This window comes from Nonomuraea sp. NPDC047897 (assembly GCF_043204415.1).
In the GTDB taxonomy this organism is placed as follows: domain Bacteria; phylum Actinomycetota; class Actinomycetes; order Streptosporangiales; family Streptosporangiaceae; genus Nonomuraea.
The window spans coordinates 391,376-412,051 of sequence record NZ_JBIDCC010000006.1; the positions used below are offsets into that span (position 1 = coordinate 391,376).

A 20,676-nucleotide genomic window follows, 5' to 3' on the forward strand; every position below is an offset into this window, starting at 1 on the left:
GTCGCGGGCCGCGGGACCGGATTCAGCTCTGGGGCGCGAGGTCCAGCCGCTTGTAGTAGAAGCTGCAGTCCCTGAGCGTGCCCGCCGGGTCGGTGGCGTAGCCCGGCACGACGCCGTACCGGGCCCAGCCGGCGGCGGGGTAGAGGCGGTCGGCGGTGCTGCCGGTCTCGGTGTCCAGCAGCAGCAGGCTGACGCCGGTCGCGGCCGCCGCCCGCTCGGCGGCGCCGAGCAGGGCGCGGCCCAGGCCGTCCCCGCGGGCGCCGGGATGGACCATCAGCTTGACGATCTCGGCCCGGTGGCTGCCGTTGGGCTTGCGCGCCAGGACGAGGCCGACGGTGCCGACGATGCCGTCGGAGGCGCGGGCCGCCCACAGCATGAGGCTGCCGTCGGCCACGGCCGGCTCCTGGGCGCGCCACCAGGCGGCGGCCTCACCTCGGCCGAAGGGCAGCACGAAACCGAGGGAGGCGCCGCCGGCGACGACGTCGGCGAGCAGCCCGGCCAGGCTCTCCAGCTCGTCGCGGACGTCACCGGCGGTCAGACGGGTGATCATGGGCACAGTCGTTCCTTCGTGCGGTGGGTCGGGTCAGGGGAGAACGACCACGAGGGCGTAGCGGGCCGGATCGGGGCCGGGGTTGTGGAAGCGCGAGCGGCCCCACAGCCGGAACCGCAGGCAGTCTCCCGCCCCGATCCGGTGGGTGCCGCCGCCCGTCGTGACCTCCAGGACACCGTCCAGCACCCAGATGTGCTGTTCGAGAGCCGGGACCGGCGGCTCGTCGTAGGAGATGTCGGCGCCGGGCCGCAGCACGCCCTCGACCAGCTCACCGCGCAGCCCCGGGTGGGGCGGCGACACCGAGCGACGGGTGAAGCCGGACGTCTCGTCACGCCACACCGCCTGCCGGTCGGCCGGGACGAGCTGCGGCGGCTCCGCCTCGGCCTCGGCCAGCAGCTGCGACATCGTCCGGCCGTAGGCGGAGCAGAGCCTGCCGAGCACGGCCGCGGTCGGGCTGATCTCGGCCCGTTCCAGCCGCGACAGCGTCGAACGGCTGACCCCGGTGCGGGCCGCCAGCTCCTCCAGCGACCAGCCGTGCTCGGCGCGCAGGTGCGCGAGCCGCTCGGCCAGGCGCGCCTCGACCGGATCGATCTCGACGTTTCCCATATCAGGGACGATATCCCATATCTGGGAGATGTGTCGGCATCCTTCGACGAAGACGCGAACGTCCCCCCGCTAGGTTCGGCCATATGGCTCTCTCCTCGGAAACCGGCCGCCGCGGCACGCGGCTCGCCCTGGTCGCGGCCGGCGTCACCGTCGTCCTGTGGGCCTCCGCTTTCGTCTCCATCCGCAGCGCCGGCTCGGCGTACTCGCCGGGGGCCCTGGCGCTCGGGCGGCTGCTCGCCGGCGCCGTGGTGCTGGCGGCGATCAGCCTCGTGCGCCGCGAGGGCTGGCCGCCGCGCGCCGCCTGGCCGGGCATCGCCTGGTCGGGCGTGCTGTGGTTCGGCCTGTACATGGTGGCGCTCAACTGGGCGGAACGGGAGGTGGACGCGGGAACGGCTGCCATGGTCGTCAACATCGGCCCGATCCTCATCGCGCTGCTCAGCAGCAGGCTGCTGGGGGAGGGGCTGCCGCGCCCGCTCCTCGCCGGCATGGCCGTGTCGTTCGCCGGCGCCGCCGTGGTGGGCCTGTCGATGTCCGGAGCCGGCCACGCCTCCGTGCTGGGGGTGCTGCTCTGCGTGCTGGCCGCCGCCGGGTACGCCGCCGGGGTCGTCGCGCAGAAACCCGCCCTGCGGCACGCGAGCGCCCTGCAGGTGACCACGTTCGGCTGCCTCGCCGGGGCCGTCGCCTGCCTGCCGTTCGCCGGCGTCCTGGTGTCGGAGGCCGCGCGGGCGCCGCTCGCCGCCACCGCGAACATGATCTACCTGGGCGTGTTCCCGACCGCCCTGGCGTTCACCACCTGGGCCTACGCGCTGGCCAGGACGACGGCCGGGCGGATGGGCGCCACCACCTACGTGGTGCCCGCGCTCGTGGTGCCGATGTCCTGGCTCGCCCTCGACGAGGTGCCGGGCCCGCTGACGCTGGCCGGCGGCGCGCTCTGCCTGGCCGGCGTGGCCGTCTCACGCCGCCGCTGACCCGGCGGAAGACCGAGGACAGCCACGGCGCTGCTTTCCCTGCGCCCCGGCGCGGCCACGAGGTGATCACCTGCCCCAACACGTCACCGGCAGGGTCCGGGGGTCCGGGCCCGGGCGGTACGGGTCAGGAGGTCGAGGTCGGAGCGGGGGAGGCGGGCTGCCCGGGGCCGCCGGGCAGCCGGTCGTGGTGCCGGCGGCCGGGCCGCTCACCCCGCTCCAGCCCCGTGACGTCGAACACGGCGACCGCGGTGGCCGCCTCACCCCGCACCGTCGCCCTGACGAACACCTTCGTCCCGGTCTTCACCGAACCGAGGCCCTCGCGGCCGGCGTTGACGCGGGTGTCGTCGTCGAGCGCGTACTCCTCGGTGTGGCCGTCCTCGCTCCTGACCGTGATCGAGTCCTGGTCGACCGCGGTGACGTCGCCGTACTGGGTGGCCACGGTGACGTACCCGCCGTTGCCGTCCGGGACGACGTACTGGCCGTGGATGGCGCCGCGGCCCATGCCGTGGCCGCCGTGGCCGCGGCGCCATCCCCAGCCCTCGCGGTGTCCCGGGGCCGGCTCCGACGGCCTGGCGGACGGCGTCCCGGTGGGCGCGGCGGAGGGGGCGGGGCTCTGGGTGGGCGTCGGTGAGAGCGCCGCCGCCGCGACCCCGGCCCCCGTGGCGATCACCAGGGCGGTCACGCCCGTGAGGACCAGCGCGCGGGGGACGCGACGGCGGGGCGGTTCCTGGGCGAGGACCTCGGCGGTGCTGTGGTCGTCCGGTCCGACAGTCATGATCGTCCCTCCGATAGCGGTATCGCGGTATAACAGTGCATTTACTGCCGTAAGACCGCTATAAGCCCTTCCTGCGGGTTTACTGGGCGAACCCGTTCAGGGCGGCGAGCACCTCCTTGCGCATCGTGTCGCTGCCCGTGTGCCCCGAGTCCGGCACGACCACCAGCCGCGCGTCAGGCCAGGCCCGCGCGAGCTGCCAGGCGTTCTCCAGGGGGCCGCCCAGGTCGAAGCGGCCGTGGATGAGCACGCCGGGGATGCCGGCAAGCTTGTGCGCGTCGCGGAGCAGGACGCCTTCCTCGAGCCAGGCGGCGTGGGAGAAGTAGTGGCTGCAGATGCGGACCATGGCGAGCCGCGCGGCGTCGGGCCGGTCGCTGTAGGCGCCGGGATGGCCGTTGGACTCCAGGGAGATGACCGCGTCCTCCCAGGCGAGCCAGTCGTGGGTCGCCTTCTCTCGCACGTGGGGGTCGGGGTCGGACACCAGCCGGGCGTACGCGGCCAGCAGGTCGCCGTCACGGTCGGCCTCGGGGACGCCCTCGCGGAAGCGCTGCCACTGCTCGGGGAAGAACCGGCCGACACCCCGGTAGAGCCAGTCGATCTCGGAGCGGCGGGTCATGGTGACGCTGACCATCACCATCTCGGACACGCGCTCGGGGTGGGTCTCGGCGTAGGCCAGCATGAGGGTGGAGCCCCACGATCCGCCGTACAGCAGCCACCGGTCGACGCCGAGGTGCTCGCGCAGCCGCTCCATGTCGGCGATCAGGTGGTGGGTGGTGTTGGCGGACAGGTCGGTGGCGGGGTCGCTGGCGTGGGGCAGGCTGCGGCCGCAGTTGCGCTGGTCGAACAGGATGATGCGGTAGCGCTCGGGGTCGAAGACGCGCCGCGCGCCCACGGAGCATCCTGAGCCGGGGCCGCCGTGGACGACGAGGGCGGGCTTGCCCTCGGGATTGCCGCACACCTCCCAGTAGACGAGGTGGCCGTCACCGGTGTCGAGGTGGCCGTGGTCGTACGGCTCGATAGGGGGAAACATCACCCCAAGATACAACAGCGCTGTCATACCTTGCGGTCGAGAGGCCGTACCGCATGGCGCGGCACGGCCTCGACCGGCGACGGGTCAGTCGTCGTCCTCGTCGTACGGGGGATACGGCGGGTCCGCCGTCGGGGCGAACTGACCGGAGACCTGGATGTCCCCGGTCGCCTGGGCGGCGGGCGCGGACAGTGCGCCCGAGACGACGAGTGCGGCGGCCACCGTGGCGGTGGCGGCGAGCAGGCGCTTCGGCATCGTGTCACTCCGTGATCTCGCTGCGCCCAGGTGGCCTGGGCGGACGGAGCGTCGAATGGGTTCCCGGGAACGCCAATGCGGCGCGTGGAACATCTTCACCGTAGCCGCGCGCACCGGTCCGGGTCGTTCGATCAGCGGCAAAGCCTTGTCCAGCTCATGGGAGGTCGCCGGCGACGACCCGCGCCGGCGTGTGACGTCACTCACTGTGCTGGACGGCGCACGGGAAGGGTGTGTTAAGCTTAAGGCAGTTGCAGTTGTGGTACCCATGAAACTTGTGTGCGCCTGACGGTATGTAACCGTGAGGCGCATTTTTGTTGCCGGTCATCTCCGGATGGGCTCATCGCGGCGGCACTGGATGCGCAACGGCGCATCCGAGTTCGTCAACCAGAAGGAGACAGACATGGCCAGCGGAACCGTGAAGTGGTTCAACTCCGAAAAGGGCTTCGGCTTCATCGAGCAGGACGGCGGCGGCGCCGACGTCTTCGCCCACTACTCCAACATCGTCTCCCAGGGCGGCTACCGTGAGCTGCGCGAGGGCCAGCGGGTGGCCTTCGACGTGACCCAGGGTCAGAAGGGCCCGCAGGCCGAGAACATCGTTCCCGCCTGACCTGAGACACCCCGGGCCGGGGCTCGCACCTTCACCGGTGCGGGCCCCGGCTCTTTTGCGTTCCTCCCGGTGCCCCGCCCGGGAGAACCCCGGCGGGCGGGTCTCACGCCAGGACGTCGATGCCGCGGTCCAGGCCGGTGACGCGCAGCAGCCTGACCAACTGCGGCCGCGGGCCCCGCAGGGCGAGGCCGACGCCCCGCAGGCGGGCCCTGTGCTGGATGCCGACCAGGACACCCAGGCCGGAGGCGTCGCAGAACGAGACCGCGGACACATCGACGACGAGCAGCCCCCTGCGGCAGGGCAGGGCGTTGAGCAGCCGGGTGCGGAGGGCGTGACTGGTGAAGATGTCGATCTCACCGGCCACATGGACGACGGTGGCCGGCGTGGCGGATCCACCGGGACGGGCCGGCGCGAGAACGGTCATGAAAAGCTCCGATCGGAGAAGAAACGGGACATCCGCCCGTGGGTCAGCCGCCGGACATCGTGGGCCGGAACGTGGGCCGGAACGCGGGTCGCGCCGCGCTGCCGGCGGCGGCAGCGGCGGGCGGGACGGCCAGCAGGGCCAGGTGCTCGCCGCCGGCGAAGCACAGGATGACCAGGTCGGCGTGCGCGTGATGGAACAGCCGCACGTCCACCTGCCGCCCGCGCGCCGGGACACGGCGCGGGATGTGCTCCCACGCCTCGGGGTGCACGCCGACACGCAGCGTGGTGCGCCCGCGCCGCTGGTCGACGGCGGCGATCAACCCGGGAAGCTGGGTCGCGGCGTCACGCGAATAGGGCCACCACGTGCCGTCCACGACGCCGTGCCGGCCCGCGACCGGATCGAGGTCGAGCCGCAACGGCGAATCGACGCGGGGAACAGTGCCGGATACGGCGCAGAGCGGGGTGCGAGGAGTCACGAATGTGGGAGGCATGCTCGCCCGGCCTTGTCCAGGCCCCGTGATGGTGGAGGCCTCGAATCGTGGATCGCCGCGGGCGACGCCGACCTGCTGCCAACGCACAAGAAGTCCTCGGTGCCCCCATCCTACACCTGATCATCGGAAGCGGACCTGTGCCGCCGACCGGCGTCCGACGCGAATGTCAGGCCGGTACGGGCCGCCGCACCGGCAGGAACGTCAGCAGGCCGACTCCGAGGGCGGCCAGCAGGGCCCAGCCGACGACGCCGAAGGGCCCGGCGACGACGGGGTCGGGCGGTGCGGCGGCGTCGCCGAGCATGAGGAACGTGCCGGCCGTGGCATTGAAGGCGGCGTGTGCGACCACGGCGGGCCAGACGCTGCCCGAACGGAGCCGGAGCCAGCCGATCACCAGCCCGTACGCGACGCAGAAGCCGACGAACACGGGCGCCGCCCACGCTCCGAGGCGGGGGTAGTTGTAGCCGAGCAGGGTGAGCGGCGCGTGCCACAGGCCCCAGATCACCCCGGACAGCAGGAGGGCGCGGGGCAGGCCGAGCGTGTCGGTGAGGCGGGGCAGCAGCCAGCCGCGCCAGCCCCACTCCTCGCCGAAGGCGGGGATCATGGTGATCAGGGTGCCGAGGGTCAGTCCGCTGACGAGCTGGATGATCCAGGCGGTGTGCGGGTCGAGTCCGGTGCCGGCGACGGCCCGCATCGCCTCGCGGTAGAGGCTGAGTCCGGACAGGTCGAGCGTCAGCAGGCCGAGCGCGGAGCTGAGGGCGAGGCTGACGATCGCGAAGACGGGGGTGAGCAGCCAGGCGGCGGCGATCAGGCCGAACGTGCGTGCCCGGTCGGGGCCGAGCCCGAGTCCGGTCAGCGCGGCGAGCTCGGCGCGGGAGACGCGCGTGACGCGCCAGGCGGCGAGCACGCCGAGGCTGGGCGTGAACATCATCACCGCGCCGAGCGGCTGCGCCAGTGGCGAGGCCACCCCGTCCCCGAACCACAGGGGCAGGGCGATCGCCCAGGCCAGGCCGACGGCGATCAGGAGGAACACCGCGAGGTCGGTGCGCCGGGGGGTCATCGGGGGGATCTCACTCCTCTACGGGGGGCGCCCGGCCCGCACGGGCGCGGTGTCAGCGCCCATGAGCGTGGCCACGAGGCAGGTTGGTGCTAATGAACATAGCATCAACTGTGTGAGTGGCGCTCTTCGGGAGTGGCGCCACATTGGATCCAGAGGGGAGCCTGCGTGGGCCAGGCGGCTGGTGTCGCCGCCGCGGGCGGTCCCGATGGCGCGGGCCGCTCCGTCGTCACCGGTCGGCGTCCTCGTCGTCGCCCGGGTGCGGGACGGGTCGTTCCTCCTCGTTGAACAGTGCCGCCTCGATCCTGGCCAGGGCCAGCACCATGCCGAGGGCCGCCGCCGGCACCAGTACGAGCGCTACGAACGCCACGGTCAGCATGGGCGCACCTCCTCCGTACCGAGTCGTCCGCACGCTGGAGCCGTACCCGGATAAAAGGGATGTCGCCGTACATTTGGGTAGATATCCCATAGCGAGAGTGAAGATCGTCCGGCGGGCGGTCTTGGCCACGGCGGGCACAATGGGTGCATGTCGCCTCGTGCCTCCGCCGCCGGTTGCCCCTGCGGCCTGTCCGCCCCCTATGACGACTGCTGCGGCCGCTTCCACCGCGGTCAGGGCTCGGCGCCCACGGCGGAGCTGCTCATGCGCTCTCGCTTCAGCGCCTTCGCCGTCGGCGACGAGGCATACCTGCTGCGCACCTGGCACCCCGCCGACCGCCCGGCCCGCCTCGCCCTCGACCCGAAGACCCGCTGGGTCCGCCTGGAGATCCTTGAGGCGGGCGGCGGCAGCGTCGTGCACACCGAGGGGACGGTCCGCTTCCGTGCCCACTACGTCGAGCGCGGCCGGGCCGGGCACGTGGAGGAGTGCAGCCGCTTCGCCCGCCTGGACGGCCGCTGGGTCTACGCGGGAGCCCTGTCCGCCCCGACGCCCGGCTGACGCCGGCGGGCGCCGAACGACTGGGACGACCGCGGGGACCGGGCAGGGGCGGTCGGCGAGCGCCGGGGAAGGGTGGTCGGCGCGGGCCGGGGAAGGGAGGTCGGCGCGGGCCGGTCAGCGCGGGCCGGTCATGCGCACGTCGCCCTTCGCGGACAGAGTGAACACCTGCCAGTTGTAGTAGGCGTAGTAGGCGCGGGCGTCGCGCCTGATCGAGCGGGCATGGGCCAGCACCGCGTCCACGTACCGGGTGTCGTGGTTGTAGGCGAACACCGCCCGCCGGTAGTCGCCGGGCGCGCCCGACGCCTTGAGGTAGTTGGCGGCGGCCAGGATCGCGTCGTGGGCGTCGTGCACGTCGCCGCCCAGGCCGTAGGCGCGCCACGTGCCGGGCATGAACTGCATCGGCCCCTGAGCGCCGGACGAGCTGGCCGAGCGGACCCGGCCGAACTTGGTCTCCACCAGCATGATCGCGGCGAGCACCTCCCACTCGACGCCGAACCGCTTCTCCGCGCGCGTCATGTAACCGCGCAGCCGTTCGGCGGGCAGCGGCTCGGCGAAACGCATGCGCCGGCGCTGGGCGTCGCTGATGGGGCGGGCCATGGACAGCAGCTTGCCCACGCCGGTGACGTTGTCGCGGGCGTGGGCGGCGGTGGCCGCGGGCAGCTTCTTGATCGTCCGCTGGGCGAGGGTGGCGTCGCGGGCCATCGCGCGGTAGACGCGCTGGTGGTGGAGGGCGAGCAGGACGAGCCGCGACGGCGGCTGGTCGGCCTTGGACGCGCGCCAGGCGTCGATCTCCGTGTTCAGCGCGGTCGTGGTCCGGTGCAGGGCGGCGGCGAGCTGGGCGGGGTCGGCCGGGATGCGGATGTCGGGTGCGGGCGTGTCGCCGTCCGGGACGGAGGCGGTGGCCGCCGAGGATCCCGAGGACCCCGAGGACTCCGGCGGCCGCGAGGGGTCGGGGGCCGGGGTGGTGGGGCGGCTGTCACCGGGTGTGGGTCGCTGGGCGGTCACCGAGCCGCCCGCCACGCCGCCGCACGCCGCCAGGGCGGCGACCAGCGGTGCCGCGATCATGCCGTGGGCCAGTCTCATGACCCCCCACCGTAGCGCCGGCCCGCCCGCGACGAGCCGCCGTACACGCCGAGAGGTGTGACCTGAATCACATCGTCGGCCTGTTCACAAGCATGTAACCGATTACATACCCTCATGAAACCGATTACATGGAGGTCAGGTGGCTCGCATCAAGGACGTCGCCGCGCGGGCGGGTGTGTCCGTCGCGACGGTCTCCCGGGTGCTCAACGACAACCCCTCGGTCACCGAGGAGACGCGCAACCGGGTGAACGACGCCATGGCCGCGCTCAACTACCGCCCCAACGCGGTCGCCCGGTCCCTGCGCACCGAGGCCACCAGGACGCTCGGGCTGATCATCGGCGACATCCTCAACCCGTTCTTCGCCGAGCTGGCCCGCGCCGTCGAGGACGAGGCACGCGAGGCCGGCTACACCGTCGTCATCGGCAACGCCGACGAGCGGGCCGACCAGCAGGACCACTACGTGCGCACCCTGATGGAGCAGCGGGTGGACGGCCTGATCATCTGCCCCACCGCCGAGGTGACGCCGCTGGTGCAGGAGGTCGGCAAGGGGGAGCGGCCGCTGGTCTTCCTGGACCGGACGCTGCACGGCGTCGACGTGCCGTCGGTCCGGGCCGACGGCGCCACCGCCATCGCCGAGCTGGTCGCCCACCTGCGCGCACTCGGGCACCGGCGGATCGCGTTCGTCTCCGGACCGGGCACCCTGTCCACCGGCCGCGAACGGACCGCGGCCTTCCTGCGGGCGGCGGCCGACCACGGCCTGACGGTCCCGGAGGAGTACGTGCGGATGGGCGACTTCCGCGCCGGCAGCGGCCGGCGGATCACCGCCGAGCTTCTCGACCTGCCCGAGCCGCCACAGGCGATCTTCCTCGGCGACAACCTCATGGCCCTGGGCGCCCTCGACGAGATCCGCGGGCGCGGCCTCGACATCCCCGGCGACGTCGCCGTGGCCTCGTTCGACGACGTCCCGTGGTTCAACCACATCCAGCCGCGCATCACCGCGATCAGCCAGCCCACCGCGGAGCTCGGCCGGCGCGCCGTACGGGTGATTCTGGACGCGCTGGCGGGCAGGACCGCGGAGTCGGTCGTGCTGCCGGCGGCGCTCGTGGTCCGCGAGTCGTGCGGAGAGGCCCGCACGGCGACGGGAGCGCGTCGGCCGGACGGACGGCCAGACGGACGGCGAAAGGAGGCCGGCTCGTGAGCCAGGCACGGGAGATCCTGCGCGTGGAGAAACTCGGCAAGAGGTTCCCCGGCGTGGTGGCCCTGGACGGTGTCGACTTCGACCTGCGCGAAGGCGAGGTGCACGTCCTGCTCGGCGAGAACGGCGCCGGCAAGAGCACCCTCATCAAGATGCTCTCCGGCGCCTACCAGCCCGACTCCGGGCGCATCCTCGTCGACGGGGAGGAGGTCGAGATCCGCACCGCGACCGACGCCCAGCAGCTCGGCATCGCCACGATCTACCAGGAGTTCAACCTGGTGCCGCAGCTGACGGTCAGCGAGAACCTCGTCCTGGGCCGCCCGCCCCGGCGGTTCGGCCTCGTGGACACGCGGCGCATGCACGAGCAGGCGCGCGCCATGCTCGACCGGGTCGGAGTCACGGTGGACCCGCGCACCCGCGTCGCCGACCTCGGCATCGCGCAGATGCAGATGCTCGAGATCGCCAAGGCGCTCGCCCTGAACGCCCGCGTCCTCATCATGGACGAACCCACCGCCGTGCTCACCACCACCGAGGTCGAGCGGCTGTTCGGCCTGGTCCGGCAGCTGCGCGAACGGGGCGTGGCCATCGTGTTCATCACCCACCACCTGGAGGAGATCGCCCAGCTCGGCGACCGGGTGACGGTGCTGCGCGACGGCCGCTCCGTCGAGCAGGTGCCGGCCGACACACGCGAGGACGAGCTGATCCGGCTCATGGTCGGCCGGCCCATCGACCAGCAGTTCCCGCGCCTGCCGCAGCCGGCCGGTGAGCCGCTGCTCAGGGTCGAGGGGCTCACCCGGGCGGGGGCGTTCGCCGACGTGTCCTTCGAGGTGCGCGCCGGCGAGGTCGTCGGCGTGGCCGGGCTGGTCGGGGCGGGCCGCACCGAGGTGGCCCGCGCGGTGTTCGGCGCCGACTCCTACGACTCGGGCGAGGTGCTGGTGCGCGGGCGGCGGCTGCCCGGCGGCGACGTGCACGCGGCCATGGAGGCCGGGCTCGGGCTCGTCCCCGAGGACCGCAAGGGCCAGGGGCTGGTGCTGGGCGCCGACATCGCCGAGAACCTCGGCCTGGTCACCCTGCGCCGCGCCACCCGTGCCGGCTTCGTCGACCGGGCCGGCCAGCGCGAGGCGGCCGGACGGGTCGCCGAACAGCTCGGGGTGCGCATGAGCCACCTCGGGCAGGAGGTGCGCACCCTGTCGGGCGGCAACCAGCAGAAGATCGTGATCGGCAAGTGGCTGCTCGCCGACGCACACGTGCTCATTCTCGACGAGCCCACGCGCGGCATCGACGTCGGCGCCAAGGTCGAGATCTACCAGTTGATCAATTCGCTCACCGCCTCCGGCCACGCGGTGCTCATGATCTCCAGCGATCTGCCCGAGATCCTCGGGATGAGCGACCGCGTGCTCGTCATGGCCAGAGGCAGGCTCGTCGGCGAGCTGCAGGCCGCCGAGGCGACCCAGGACTCCGTGATGGCGCTGGCCGTCACCGAGGTGGAGGATGCTCGTGTCCACTAACGTGCTGACCAGCCGGCCGGGGGCGAGGAGCCTGCTGGCCGAGAACGGCTCGCTCGCGGCGCTCGTGGTGCTGGTCGTGGCGCTGTCGCTGATGTCCGGCGACTTCCTGACCGTGACCAATCTGCTCAACGTCGGCGTCCAGGCCGCGGTCACCGCGATCCTGGCCTTCGGCTCCACGTTCGTCATCATCACCGGCGGCATCGACCTGTCGGTCGGCGCGGTCGCCGCGCTGTCGGCGATGGTGCTCGCCTGGACGGCCGCCGACACCGGCCTGCCCTGGCCGGTCGCCACAATCGTCGCCCTCGCCGTCGGCGTGGCGTGCGGGCTGGTCAACGCCGTGCTCATCGCCTACGGCAAGCTGCCGCCGTTCATCGCGACGCTCGCCATGCTCGGCGTGGCGCGCGGCCTGGCGCTCGTGGTGTCACAGGGCAGCCCGATCGAGATGCCCGAAGCGGTGTCCCGACTCGGCGACACCATCGGCGGCTACCTGCCGGTGCCGGTGCTCGTCATGGCCATCATGGGCGTGATCGCCGCCGTCATACTCAACCGCACGTACACGGGCCGCGCGATGTACGCGATCGGCGGCAACGAGGAGGCGGCCCGGCTGTCCGGCATCGCCGTCGGCAGGCAGAAGCTGATCACGTACGCGCTGTCCGGTGTGTTCGCCGCGGTGGCGGGCATCGTCCTGGCGAGCAGACTCGCCTCGGCCCAGCCGCAGGCGGCGGCCGGCTACGAGCTGGACGCGATCGCCGCCGTCGTCATCGGCGGCGCGAGCCTGTCGGGAGGCAAGGGCAGGGCGCTCGGCACGCTCGTCGGCGCGCTCATCCTGGCCGTGCTGCGCAACGGGCTCAACCTGCTGTCGGTGTCGGCCTTCTGGCAGCAGGTCGTCATCGGCGTGGTGATCGCGCTGGCGGTCCTGCTCGACACGCTCCGCCGCCGCGGCGGACGCTGACCTCTCCACACCACGTCACCTTCACACCACGTCACCTTCACACCACGTCACCTTCACCTTGACACCACGTCACCGAAATACGAAGCGAGGCACCCATCATGCGATTCCACGCCCTGGTCGCGGCAGGCGCGGCCCTCACACTCGGCCTGACCGCCTGCGGCTCCGCCGGAACAGACTCCTCGGGCTCCGGCGGGACGCCGGCCGCCGGCGACGTGAAGATCGGCATGTCCGTCTCCACGCTGAACAACCCGTACTTCGTCCAACTGCGCGACGGCGCCCAGGCGGAGGCCAAGAAGCTCGGCGCCACCCTGACCGTCACCGACGCCCAGAACGACGCCTCCCAGCAGGTCAACCAGGTCCAGAACTTCACCAGCCAGGCCATGAAAGCGATCATTCTCAACCCGGTCGACTCCGACGCCGCCGCGCCGGCGGTCAAGGTGGCGGAACGTTCCAACATCCCCGTGATCGCCGTCGACCGCGGCGTCAACGGCGCCAAGGTCGCCCAGACCGTCGCCTCCGACAACGTCGCCGGCGGCAAGCTGGCCGCCGAGCAGCTCGCCAAGGAGCTCGGCGAGAAGGGCGAGGTCGTGATCCTGCAGGGCGTGGCCGGCACCTCCGCCTCGCGCGACCGCGGGCAGGGCTTCACCGACGGGATCAAGGCGTACCCGAACATCAAGGTCGTTGCCCAGCAGCCCGCGGACTTCGACCGCACCAAGGGCCTGGACGTCATGACGAACCTGCTCCAGTCGCACCCCGGCGTCACCGGGGTGTTCGCGGAGAACGACGAGATGGCGCTCGGGGCGATCAAGGCGCTCGGCGCCAAGGCCGGCAAGCAGGTGAAGGTGGTCGGCTTCGACGGCACGCCCGACGGGCTCAAGGCGATCGAGGCGGGCACCCTGGCGGCCAGCGTCGCCCAGCAGCCGGCCCTGCTCGGCCAGCAGGCCGTGCAGAACGCGGTCCGCGCCGCGAACGGCGAGCAGGTCCCGGTCACGGTGGACGTGCCGGTGAAGGTCGCCACCAAGGACAACCTGTCCGAGTTCACCGGGTCGTGAGCGGCGTGCGCGAAGCCGGAGGCGAGCCCGGCCGCCGGCCCGCGCCCCACCACCGCCTCGACGTGCTGGTGGTGGGGTCGGCCAACGCCGACCTCGTCGTCCAGGTCGGGCGGCACCCCGCGCCGGGCGAGACCGTCCTCGGCTCCGACCTGGCCGTCCACCCCGGAGGCAAGGGCGCCAACCAGGCCGTCGCCGCCGCCCGTCTAGGCGCCCGGGTGGCGCTGCTCGGCCGGGTCGGCACCGACGGGCACGGGCGGCTGCTGCGCGAGTCGCTGGAACACGACGGCGTGGACCTCAGCCACCTGCACGACACGCCCGCCGCCAGCGGCGTCGCGATGATCGCGGTGGGGCCGCGGGGCGACAACAGCATCATCGTCGCGCCGGGCGCCAACTCCCTGCTCACCGAGGACGACGTGCGGCAGGCCGCCCCGCTGCTGCGGTCGGCGCCGGTCGTGTCCCTGCAACTGGAGATCCCGCTGCCGGCGGTGCTCGCCGCCGCCCGGCTGGCCCGCCGCGCCGTGCTGAACCTGTCCCCGGCGGCGCCGGTGCCGGGCGAGCTGCTGGCGCTGTGCGACCCGCTGGTGGTCAACGAGCACGAGGCCGCGCAACTGCTCGGCGGCGCGGGGGAGGCGGCCCGGCAGGCCGAGGCGCTGCTCACGCTCGGCCCCCGCTCCGTCGTGGTCACGCTGGGGGCCGCCGGTGCGGTGACGGCCGACAACGGTGTCGTCCGGCAGGTGCCCAGCCCGCGCGTGACGGCCGTGGACACCACGGGCGCCGGTGACGCGTTCACCGGGGCGCTGGCCTGGCGGCTGGCCGTCGGCGACGCCCTCGCCGACGCGGCGGCGTTCGCCGCCCGGGTCGGCGCGGCGACCGTGCGCGGGGCGGGCGCGCAGAGCTCGTACCCGACGATGGCGGAGGTAGAGACCCTGTGAAGCGCGGCGGCGTCATCAACGCGGCCCTGGCCGGCGCCCTGGCCCGGCTCGGGCACACCGACGAGGTGCTCGTCTGCGACAGCGGCATGCCGCTCCCGCCGGGCGTCCCGGTCGTGGACCTGGCGTTCGTCCCGGGGATCCCGTCGTTCGCCGACGTGCTCGACGGCCTGCTCGCCGAGATCGTCGTCGAGGGCGCCACGGCCGCCGAGGAGGTGCGGCGGGCCAACCCGGCCTGCCACGTCCTGCTCGGCGAGCGCCTGCCCGGCCTGGCGTACGTGCCGCACGAGCGGCTCAAGACGCTCAGCGGCACGAGCAGGCTCGTGGTCCGCACGGGGGAGGCCCGGCCGTACGCCAACGTCATCCTGCGCTGCGGCGTCGCCTTCTGAGCGGCCCTCCGGCGAGGCGGCCGCGCCCGTCACGCCGTCTGCCACGCACATCAACGTTTTACCGCGCGGGGGGTTCGCTCTGGGCGCACCCGGCCTAGCGTGAAGGGCGGACGCACACCGCCAACCCGTCGGACATGGGGTGATCTTCATGATCGCGCCCGCTCTGCTCAGCACCGCAGCGACGACATCCGCCCTGGTCGCCACCCTGGTCGCCCCTGTGACGGTTGCGGCACCCACCGGCGCTGCCAGCATGCCCCACGTCGCGGGGATCCCCGCCGAGGTGACTCATCCGTGCCGCCTCCACAAGAACCCCCCTCGCTGCGCGGCGCGGGGGCACATCCGCATCCGCCTCCAGAACAAGAACAACAACATCGCGATCGCCAGGGACGGCAAGGACGACCTACGCGACCGCATCCGCATCCGCATCCGCAACAAGAACAACAACAACATCGGATTCCCCCGAGGCGGCCAAGGCGATCGCCACGGCCCCGAGGGCCGCGACAACCGGCAGCCGTCCGGGGACGGCGAGTGGATCGACATCCCCCACCACTGACGGCACGCCACCCGGACCCGGCGGGGATCGAAGGGTCAGGCCGCGCGCTCGTAGCGCAGGTACATCACGCCCGAGGAGAGAGCCCGGTGCTCGGCACGCCGCAGCCGCAGCCTGCGGCCCACCGGCAGGAACGGCTTGCCGCCGCCCACCGCCACCGGCATCACGAACAGCGCGAACTCGTCGATCAGGTCCAGCAGGGACGCGGCCAGCCCGGCGCCGCCCAGGTCGAGCACCCCGTCGGTGCGCTCCTTGAGCCGGGTCGCCTCGGCCACCGCCTCGCCGCCGCGGACCAGCCGCACCCCCTCCGGCACCCGGGTCAGGGTGTCGGAGAAGACGTAGCGCGGCGTGTCCACGTAGGCGCGGGCGAACTCCTTCTCGACCCGGGGCAGGTCGTCGCGGCTCGCCGCCGCGGTCCACGGCCGCTCCATCGCCTCGTACATGCGCCGCCCGAACAGGAACGCCGACGCCTGGCGGGCCAGTTCGTTGGCCAGCTCGTGCGCCTCGTCGTCCGGGAAGGCGAAGTCGAACGCGCCGTCCGGGTCCTCGACGTAGCCGTCCAGCGACACCATCGCCGAGTAGAGGATTCTGCCCATGACCGCTCCCTGATCGTCCGTAGTCGTCCAGAGTAGGGACCGGACGCGGCGGCGGAACTCATCGGCGCGCGCTGTGGCGGCGGAATCCCCAGGTCTGCAGGCCGAGCACCAGCACGGCGCAGGCCGCGAGCGCGCACCACAGCCCGGTCAGCCCCCACGCGGCCGTGACGGGCGCGGCCACGAGGGCGAGCGGCCCGTAGCCCGCGGCCACGGCGCCGAGACTCCAGGCCGAGCGCCGCAGCCCGGTCAGCGCCGCCGACATGACGATCGCGCACCCGTTGACCAGGGCGAAGACGCCGAGCAGCGGCAGCAGCCCGGCCGCCGCCGCCCGCACGCGACCGTCCGCGGTGAACAGGCCGAGCACCTCCTCGCCGAGGAACGCCAGCAGGACGGTCCCGGTGAGCGCGCCGGCGGCCGCCACGACCAGCGCGGCCCGGCTGATCCGGCGTGCCGCCGCAGTGCGGTCTCCCGTGGAAGCTGTCACCTTCCCGGGACCGGAGACCGCCCTGGCGATCTCCGGGGCCGCCGCCTGCCCTGCGGTGAACGCGGCCAGCGTGAGCGGGCCGTCCAGCGACACGAGGATCGCGTGCGCGGCGGCGCCGTCCGCGCCCGTCCGCGCCGCCGCGTAGGCCGCCCCGCCCAGCGCCGCGAACTTGACCACCAGCGCCGCCGACATCGGCACGCCGACCCGGGCCATGCGCAGGATCTCGCGCGGCCGGGGACGTCCCGGCCACAGCGTCCGCCCCGTCAGGCCCGTCAGCCGGGCCAGCCGGCCGTTGGCGATCACGACGGTCACCGCCGTGGCCGCCACCAGGGCGACACCCGCGCCCATGACGCCCAGCCACGGCACCAGCGCCAGCAGGAGGACCACCTCGGTGGCGGCGCCGGCCAGGCTCGACCGGAGCACCTGCCGGGCGTGACCGAGCGCCACCAGCGTCCCGTTCGCGCCGCCGCCCGCCGCGAGCAGCAGCACGTGCACGGCCAACAGCGGCGGCAGCGCGCCGAGCCCCGCCGTCACCTCCCCGGGCACGCCGCCCGCCCACGCGATCAGCGGCACGCACAGCACGACGCCCGCCCCCGCGACGCCGAGCACGAGGGCCAGCCACCGCGCGTCGCGCAGCGCGGGCAGCGCCGCGGCCGGGCGGTCACGGTGCGGGGCGACGAACGGGGTGAGTCCCCGCAGCCCGCCGGACACGGCTGCGGTGACCGGGCCGTGAACCGCCCCGGCGAGGGCGAAGGCGGCCAGCTCGGTGGTGGCCTGGTGGCCGAGCAGGGAGGTGGCGGCGAGACGGGCGGCGAGGCCCGCGCCGGCCGACAGGGCGAGCGGAACGGCCACGCCGAGGATCGTGCGCAGAGGAGGGGTCATGAAAGCAGAAATCCCGCCGGGTCGCCCGCGCGGGATTTCCTCTCAGTATACCGTCAGCCCCACCGGTCGCGGGGCTGGTCGGCGAGATGCGCCGAGTTCCTACGCGTCGCGGGCCCTGAGCAGCAGCCCGCCGCCCAGCAGGGCCGCCACGGCCCAGGCGGCCGGCACGCCGAGGCCCGCCCACGGGCTGAGGGGCAGGCTGGACAGGCCGGTGGTGGCCTGGACGGCGAGTCCGGCGTTCATGGGGGAGACCTGCCAGAGCAGGCGCTGCCAGTCACTGTCGGCGATCATGAGGATGAGGGCGGGGAAGAGGTAGAGCAGGCCCAGGACGACCCCGACCGCGGCGGCGGAGTCCCGTACGGCGGTGGCGACGCCCAGGCTGAACAGGGCGATGAACACCAGGTAGAGGACGGAGCCGAAGGCCGTGCGCAGCAGGGGCCCGCCGGTGGGCAGGAGCGACTCCGGCGGGAAGCCGTGGTCCAGCAGGATGGGCCGGGTGGCCAGCACGGAGGCGAGCACCGCGACGGCCCCGGCGGCCAGGGTCAGGCCGGCCACCACGATCGCCTTGGCGGCCAGGACCTTGGCGCGGTGCGGCATCGCCGTGAGGGTGAGGTGGATCATGCCGGTGCCGTACTCGCCGCTGATCGCCAGGACGGCCAGGACGGCGACGGCCGCCTGACCCACCTGGACACCGAAGAGGCCGATCCGGACGGGGTCGTAGCCGCAGCCTGCCGAGGAGCAGGAGACGACGGCGGAGGCGGCGGCGGAGGCGGCGACGGTCAGCACGATGATCGTGAGCAGCAGCCGGCCGGTGCCGCTCAGGGTGCGAAGTTTCGTCCACTCCGCGTGCAGGTGGGCCCTCATGCGTCCGTCCGCCGGAGCCGGAGGGCGGCAGCGCCGAGGGCGAGCGCGGCGTAGCCGGCCAGTACGGCGAGGCCCGCCGCCGGCGGCAGCGGGTAGAACCCCGCGATGGGCGCGTAGTGGCCGAGCACGTGCGGGTACGCCGGGATGCTCTGCAGGACGGCGAAACCGGCCGCCGGGGTGACCCGCAGCAGCCATTGCGCCGCGCTGTCGGGCAGGACCGAGGTGGTGGCGACGACGTGCGGGACGACGACCGCCACCACGGTGGCGATGACCGCCGAAACGCTGCGCCGCAGCAGCGCGCCGAGGGCGAGGGCGAGCACGGCGGCCAGCGCGAACAGCGCTGCCGTGCCGACCACGATGCGGACCTGGGTGAGCGGGGACACCGGAAGCAGGGCGTTGCCGTTGGCGCGGAGGATCCGCCCACCGACCGTGAACGTGATCGTGGTGGCGGGCAGGGCGGCGGCGAAGGTGATCAGGCCCAGCGCGAGCGCCTTGGCCGCCGGCATCCGGCCGCGGCGCGGGCCGGCCAGCAGCGTGGTGCGGATCAGGCCGTGCCGGTACTCGGCGGTGATGAACATGACGGACACCACGATCACCAGGACGAGCCCGACCGGCATGCCGCTGAGCGGACGTTCGGGGGTCGGGCCCTCCGTGGCCGGCGCGATGTCACCCGTGCCGGTGACGGAGAAGACGTCGCCGGACCGGCCGGCGCGGCCGGGGTGGTGGACCGCCCCGTCGGGGCCGGCGGTGGCGCCGATGTCGTCGTCGCGCCACCCGCCGGGCGTCTCGCCCCGTACCTCGACCCGGTCGAACTCGCCGGTGGCCTCGGTGAAGCGGGCCGCCGCGACGGACCCGCCGAGATCTCCCCGCGTGACCGTCAGGTCGCCGGGGGAGGTGGCGAACAGGCCGACCCGGACCGTCCGCGGCAGTCCGGCCAGGGTCGCGGAGCTGATCCGGGTCCAGTTCGTCCCGTCGGCGGACTCGTACCCGGTGAGCGTGTCGCCGGAGCGGGTCAGCCGCAGCCAGCGCGGCGATCGCTGCGAGACGCCGCCCGGCCGGCCGGCCACGTCGTGGATGAAGTCGTGCTGCATCCGCACGCCGTGCTCGCCGGTCATCATCACCGCCGCGTACGGGGAGCCCTGCCCGGTGCTCTCCTTGACCATGACGCCGGCCTTGGCCCACGGCACGACCCCGGAGACCAGGTTGAGCCGTCCTGGGGCGACGTCGGGTTTGCGGATCCGGCCGGTCAGCGAGGTGAGGCGGACGGTGATGGCGCCGTCCCCGGTCAGCGGCCGGTGCACGAAGAAGAACTTGTCGTTCACCGCCTCGCCGGTCGGCCCCACCGGAGGCAGGGGGCAGGCGACCTCGACGGGACCGGCGCCGCACGAGGCGTAGCTGCCGGACGCGGACAACAGCCCGAGCAGGACGGTGACCAGCGCCGCGGCGGCCATCGCGGCCACCCAGCCGCGTACCGTCCTGAACTTCGTCCACTCGGCGCGCACCTGCCGCCTGAAGTCCCCGAGCCCGACCCGCCGTCCCGAACGGTCCGGGACGGCGCTCATCGTGCCGCTCCCCGGTATTCGACCGCTTCGCCGGTGAGGTCCAGGTACGCCTGCTCCAGCGTCACCCGATACGCCGCCACCTCGGAGAATGGCACCCCGCCCGCGTTGAGGACGGCCACGACGCGCTCGGACGGCAGGCCGGCGACGACGAGCGTGTCGTGGCCGGTCACGGTCGTGGCGGCGCCGGCGTGGCCCAGCGCCGACATCGCGGCGGAGGGCGCCGGCGTGCGCAGCGTGACCCGGCCCCGGGACGCGGCCGTGATCAGGTCGGCCACGCCCGTGTCGGCGATGACGCGGCCCCTGCCCACCACCACGAGACGGTCGGCGGTGTCCGCCAGCTCGCTCATCAGATGGCTGGACACCAGCACGGCCCGCCCCTCACCGGCAAGCGACCGCAGCAGGCCGCGCATCCACACGACACCCTCGGGATCCAGGCCGTTGACCGGCTCGTCCAGCAGGAGAACCGGCGGGTCGCCGAGCAACGCGACCGCGACGCCGAGCCGCTGGCGCATGCCCAGCGAGAAGCCGCCCGCCCTGCGCCGGGCTGCCGCCTGCAAGCCGACCTGCTCGAGCACCTCGTCCACCCGCCGCGCGCCCAGTCCCTGCGAGTGGGCCAGCCACAGCAGGTGGTCGCGGGCGGTGCGGCTCGGCTGCAACGCCCCCGCGTCCAGCAACGCGCCGACCTGGCTGAGCGGGTCGCGCAGGCTTCTGTACGGACGCCCGCCCACCAGGGCGTGGCCCTCGTCGGCCGCGTCCAGGCCGAGGATCACCCGCATCGTGGTGGACTTGCCCGCCCCGTTCGGGCCGACGAACCCGGTGACCAGGCCCGGCGGGACATGGAACGACATGCCGTCCAGCGCCACGGTTCGCCCGAACCGTTTGCGCAGGCCGTTCACTTCGATGGTTGCTCGCATGGGAACCGTTGTACGGGTCCGGCCCTCAC

General features: G+C 73.5%; 25 protein-coding genes. 10 read left to right on the forward strand and 15 right to left on the reverse strand.

Annotation, left to right across the window (positions count from 1 at the left end):
- Window positions 1-22 precede the first annotated feature (22 nt).
- Both ACGF0J_RS16650 and ACGF0J_RS16655 read right to left on the reverse strand, forming a co-directional pair.
- A complete protein-coding gene (locus ACGF0J_RS16650; RefSeq protein ID WP_393146511.1) occupies window positions 23-550 on the reverse strand; it encodes a GNAT family N-acetyltransferase in 528 nt (175 codons plus the stop codon).
- Between the two features lie 33 nt (window positions 551-583).
- Complete coding sequence (locus ACGF0J_RS16655) at window positions 584-1,156, reverse strand: helix-turn-helix domain-containing protein (RefSeq protein WP_393146513.1); 573 nt, start codon at window positions 1,154-1,156, stop codon at window positions 584-586.
- A gap of 83 nt (window positions 1,157-1,239) precedes the next feature.
- Here ACGF0J_RS16655 and ACGF0J_RS16660 point away from each other — a divergent pair, with 83 nt between their 5' ends.
- Window positions 1,240-2,124, forward strand: coding sequence for a DMT family transporter (locus ACGF0J_RS16660; protein ID WP_393146515.1), 885 nt, complete (start codon window positions 1,240-1,242; stop codon window positions 2,122-2,124).
- A gap of 124 nt (window positions 2,125-2,248) precedes the next feature.
- On the opposite strand, the gene ACGF0J_RS16665 is transcribed toward ACGF0J_RS16660, so the two are convergent.
- From ACGF0J_RS16665 to ACGF0J_RS16675, 3 genes are all read right to left on the reverse strand, one after another.
- On the reverse strand, window positions 2,249-2,899 hold the full coding sequence (locus ACGF0J_RS16665) for a hypothetical protein (RefSeq protein WP_393146517.1): 651 nt from the start codon (window positions 2,897-2,899) through the stop codon (window positions 2,249-2,251).
- Window positions 2,900-2,978: 79 nt separating this feature from the next.
- Entirely contained in the window at window positions 2,979-3,926 is a 948-nt protein-coding gene (gene pip / locus ACGF0J_RS16670; protein ID WP_393146615.1) for a prolyl aminopeptidase, read from the reverse strand.
- 84 nt (window positions 3,927-4,010) lie between these two features.
- Window positions 4,011-4,178 carry a hypothetical protein gene (locus ACGF0J_RS16675; protein ID WP_393146519.1) on the reverse strand — a complete coding sequence of 56 codons (168 nt, stop codon included), beginning with the start codon at window positions 4,176-4,178 and terminating at the stop codon, window positions 4,011-4,013.
- A gap of 400 nt (window positions 4,179-4,578) precedes the next feature.
- Here ACGF0J_RS16675 and ACGF0J_RS16680 point away from each other — a divergent pair, with 400 nt between their 5' ends.
- On the forward strand, window positions 4,579-4,785 hold the full coding sequence (locus ACGF0J_RS16680; RefSeq protein ID WP_101789680.1) for a cold-shock protein: 207 nt from the start codon (window positions 4,579-4,581) through the stop codon (window positions 4,783-4,785).
- A 103-nt stretch (window positions 4,786-4,888) separates the two neighbouring features.
- Here the strand turns inward: ACGF0J_RS16680 and ACGF0J_RS16685 are convergent, their stop codons facing one another.
- The 4 genes from ACGF0J_RS16685 to ACGF0J_RS16700 all read right to left on the reverse strand — a co-directional run bounded on the left by ACGF0J_RS16685 (window position 4,889) and on the right by ACGF0J_RS16700 (window position 7,132).
- The gene (locus tag ACGF0J_RS16685) at window positions 4,889-5,209 is read right to left on the reverse strand and encodes an STAS domain-containing protein (RefSeq protein WP_393146521.1); all 321 of its coding nucleotides are present in this window, start codon (window positions 5,207-5,209) and stop codon (window positions 4,889-4,891) included.
- Window positions 5,210-5,252: 43 nt separating this feature from the next.
- On the reverse strand, window positions 5,253-5,624 hold the full coding sequence (locus ACGF0J_RS16690; RefSeq protein ID WP_393146523.1) for a DUF5994 family protein: 372 nt from the start codon (window positions 5,622-5,624) through the stop codon (window positions 5,253-5,255).
- 241 nt (window positions 5,625-5,865) lie between these two features.
- Entirely contained in the window at window positions 5,866-6,756 is an 891-nt protein-coding gene (locus ACGF0J_RS16695; protein ID WP_393146525.1) for a CPBP family intramembrane glutamic endopeptidase, read from the reverse strand.
- A 226-nt stretch (window positions 6,757-6,982) separates the two neighbouring features.
- Window positions 6,983-7,132, reverse strand: coding sequence for a hypothetical protein (locus tag ACGF0J_RS16700; protein ID WP_393146527.1), 150 nt, complete (start codon window positions 7,130-7,132; stop codon window positions 6,983-6,985).
- Between the two features lie 147 nt (window positions 7,133-7,279).
- Here ACGF0J_RS16700 and ACGF0J_RS16705 point away from each other — a divergent pair, with 147 nt between their 5' ends.
- Window positions 7,280-7,687 (forward strand): YchJ family protein, encoded by a 408-nt coding sequence (locus ACGF0J_RS16705; RefSeq protein ID WP_393146529.1) that lies wholly within the window; start codon window positions 7,280-7,282, stop codon window positions 7,685-7,687.
- Between the two features lie 114 nt (window positions 7,688-7,801).
- Here ACGF0J_RS16705 and ACGF0J_RS16710 read toward each other — a convergent pair whose 3' ends face one another.
- Window positions 7,802-8,770 (reverse strand): transglycosylase SLT domain-containing protein, encoded by a 969-nt coding sequence (locus tag ACGF0J_RS16710; RefSeq protein ID WP_393146531.1) that lies wholly within the window; start codon window positions 8,768-8,770, stop codon window positions 7,802-7,804.
- A gap of 139 nt (window positions 8,771-8,909) precedes the next feature.
- Here ACGF0J_RS16710 and ACGF0J_RS16715 point away from each other — a divergent pair, with 139 nt between their 5' ends.
- From ACGF0J_RS16715 to ACGF0J_RS16745, 7 genes are all read left to right on the forward strand, one after another.
- On the forward strand, window positions 8,910-9,968 hold the full coding sequence (locus ACGF0J_RS16715) for a LacI family DNA-binding transcriptional regulator (RefSeq protein ID WP_393146533.1): 1,059 nt from the start codon (window positions 8,910-8,912) through the stop codon (window positions 9,966-9,968).
- Entirely contained in the window at window positions 9,965-11,473 is a 1,509-nt protein-coding gene (locus tag ACGF0J_RS16720; RefSeq protein WP_393146534.1) for a sugar ABC transporter ATP-binding protein, read from the forward strand. The genes ACGF0J_RS16715 and ACGF0J_RS16720 overlap by 4 nt, the downstream gene beginning before the upstream one ends.
- Window positions 11,457-12,425, forward strand: coding sequence for an ABC transporter permease (locus tag ACGF0J_RS16725; protein ID WP_393146536.1), 969 nt, complete (start codon window positions 11,457-11,459; stop codon window positions 12,423-12,425). The genes ACGF0J_RS16720 and ACGF0J_RS16725 overlap by 17 nt, the downstream gene beginning before the upstream one ends.
- A gap of 98 nt (window positions 12,426-12,523) precedes the next feature.
- Entirely contained in the window at window positions 12,524-13,477 is a 954-nt protein-coding gene (locus ACGF0J_RS16730; RefSeq protein ID WP_393146538.1) for a D-ribose ABC transporter substrate-binding protein, read from the forward strand.
- A 5-nt stretch (window positions 13,478-13,482) separates the two neighbouring features.
- A complete protein-coding gene (locus tag ACGF0J_RS16735; RefSeq protein ID WP_393146540.1) occupies window positions 13,483-14,409 on the forward strand; it encodes a ribokinase in 927 nt (308 codons plus the stop codon).
- The gene (rbsD, locus tag ACGF0J_RS16740) at window positions 14,406-14,795 is read left to right on the forward strand and encodes a D-ribose pyranase (RefSeq protein ID WP_393146542.1); all 390 of its coding nucleotides are present in this window, start codon (window positions 14,406-14,408) and stop codon (window positions 14,793-14,795) included. Before ACGF0J_RS16735 ends, rbsD begins: the two co-directional genes overlap by 4 nt.
- 139 nt (window positions 14,796-14,934) lie before the next feature.
- Complete coding sequence (locus tag ACGF0J_RS16745) at window positions 14,935-15,348, forward strand: hypothetical protein (RefSeq protein WP_393146544.1); 414 nt, start codon at window positions 14,935-14,937, stop codon at window positions 15,346-15,348.
- Window positions 15,349-15,383: 35 nt separating this feature from the next.
- Here the strand turns inward: ACGF0J_RS16745 and ACGF0J_RS16750 are convergent, their stop codons facing one another.
- From ACGF0J_RS16750 to ACGF0J_RS16770, 5 genes are all read right to left on the reverse strand, one after another.
- A complete protein-coding gene (locus tag ACGF0J_RS16750) occupies window positions 15,384-15,941 on the reverse strand; it encodes a dihydrofolate reductase family protein (protein ID WP_393146546.1) in 558 nt (185 codons plus the stop codon).
- Window positions 15,942-15,999: 58 nt separating this feature from the next.
- A complete protein-coding gene (locus ACGF0J_RS16755) occupies window positions 16,000-17,307 on the reverse strand; it encodes a polysaccharide biosynthesis C-terminal domain-containing protein (protein WP_393146547.1) in 1,308 nt (435 codons plus the stop codon).
- Window positions 17,308-17,406: 99 nt separating this feature from the next.
- Complete coding sequence (locus tag ACGF0J_RS16760) at window positions 17,407-18,171, reverse strand: ABC transporter permease subunit (RefSeq protein WP_393146549.1); 765 nt, start codon at window positions 18,169-18,171, stop codon at window positions 17,407-17,409.
- Window positions 18,168-19,733: a hypothetical protein gene (locus ACGF0J_RS16765; protein WP_393146551.1), complete on the reverse strand. Its 1,566-nt coding sequence runs from the start codon at window positions 19,731-19,733 to the stop codon at window positions 18,168-18,170. Before ACGF0J_RS16765 ends, ACGF0J_RS16760 begins: the two co-directional genes overlap by 4 nt.
- Window positions 19,730-20,647 (reverse strand): ATP-binding cassette domain-containing protein, encoded by a 918-nt coding sequence (locus tag ACGF0J_RS16770; protein WP_393146553.1) that lies wholly within the window; start codon window positions 20,645-20,647, stop codon window positions 19,730-19,732. The genes ACGF0J_RS16765 and ACGF0J_RS16770 overlap by 4 nt, the downstream gene beginning before the upstream one ends.
- Between the last annotated feature and the right edge of the window lie 29 nt (window positions 20,648-20,676).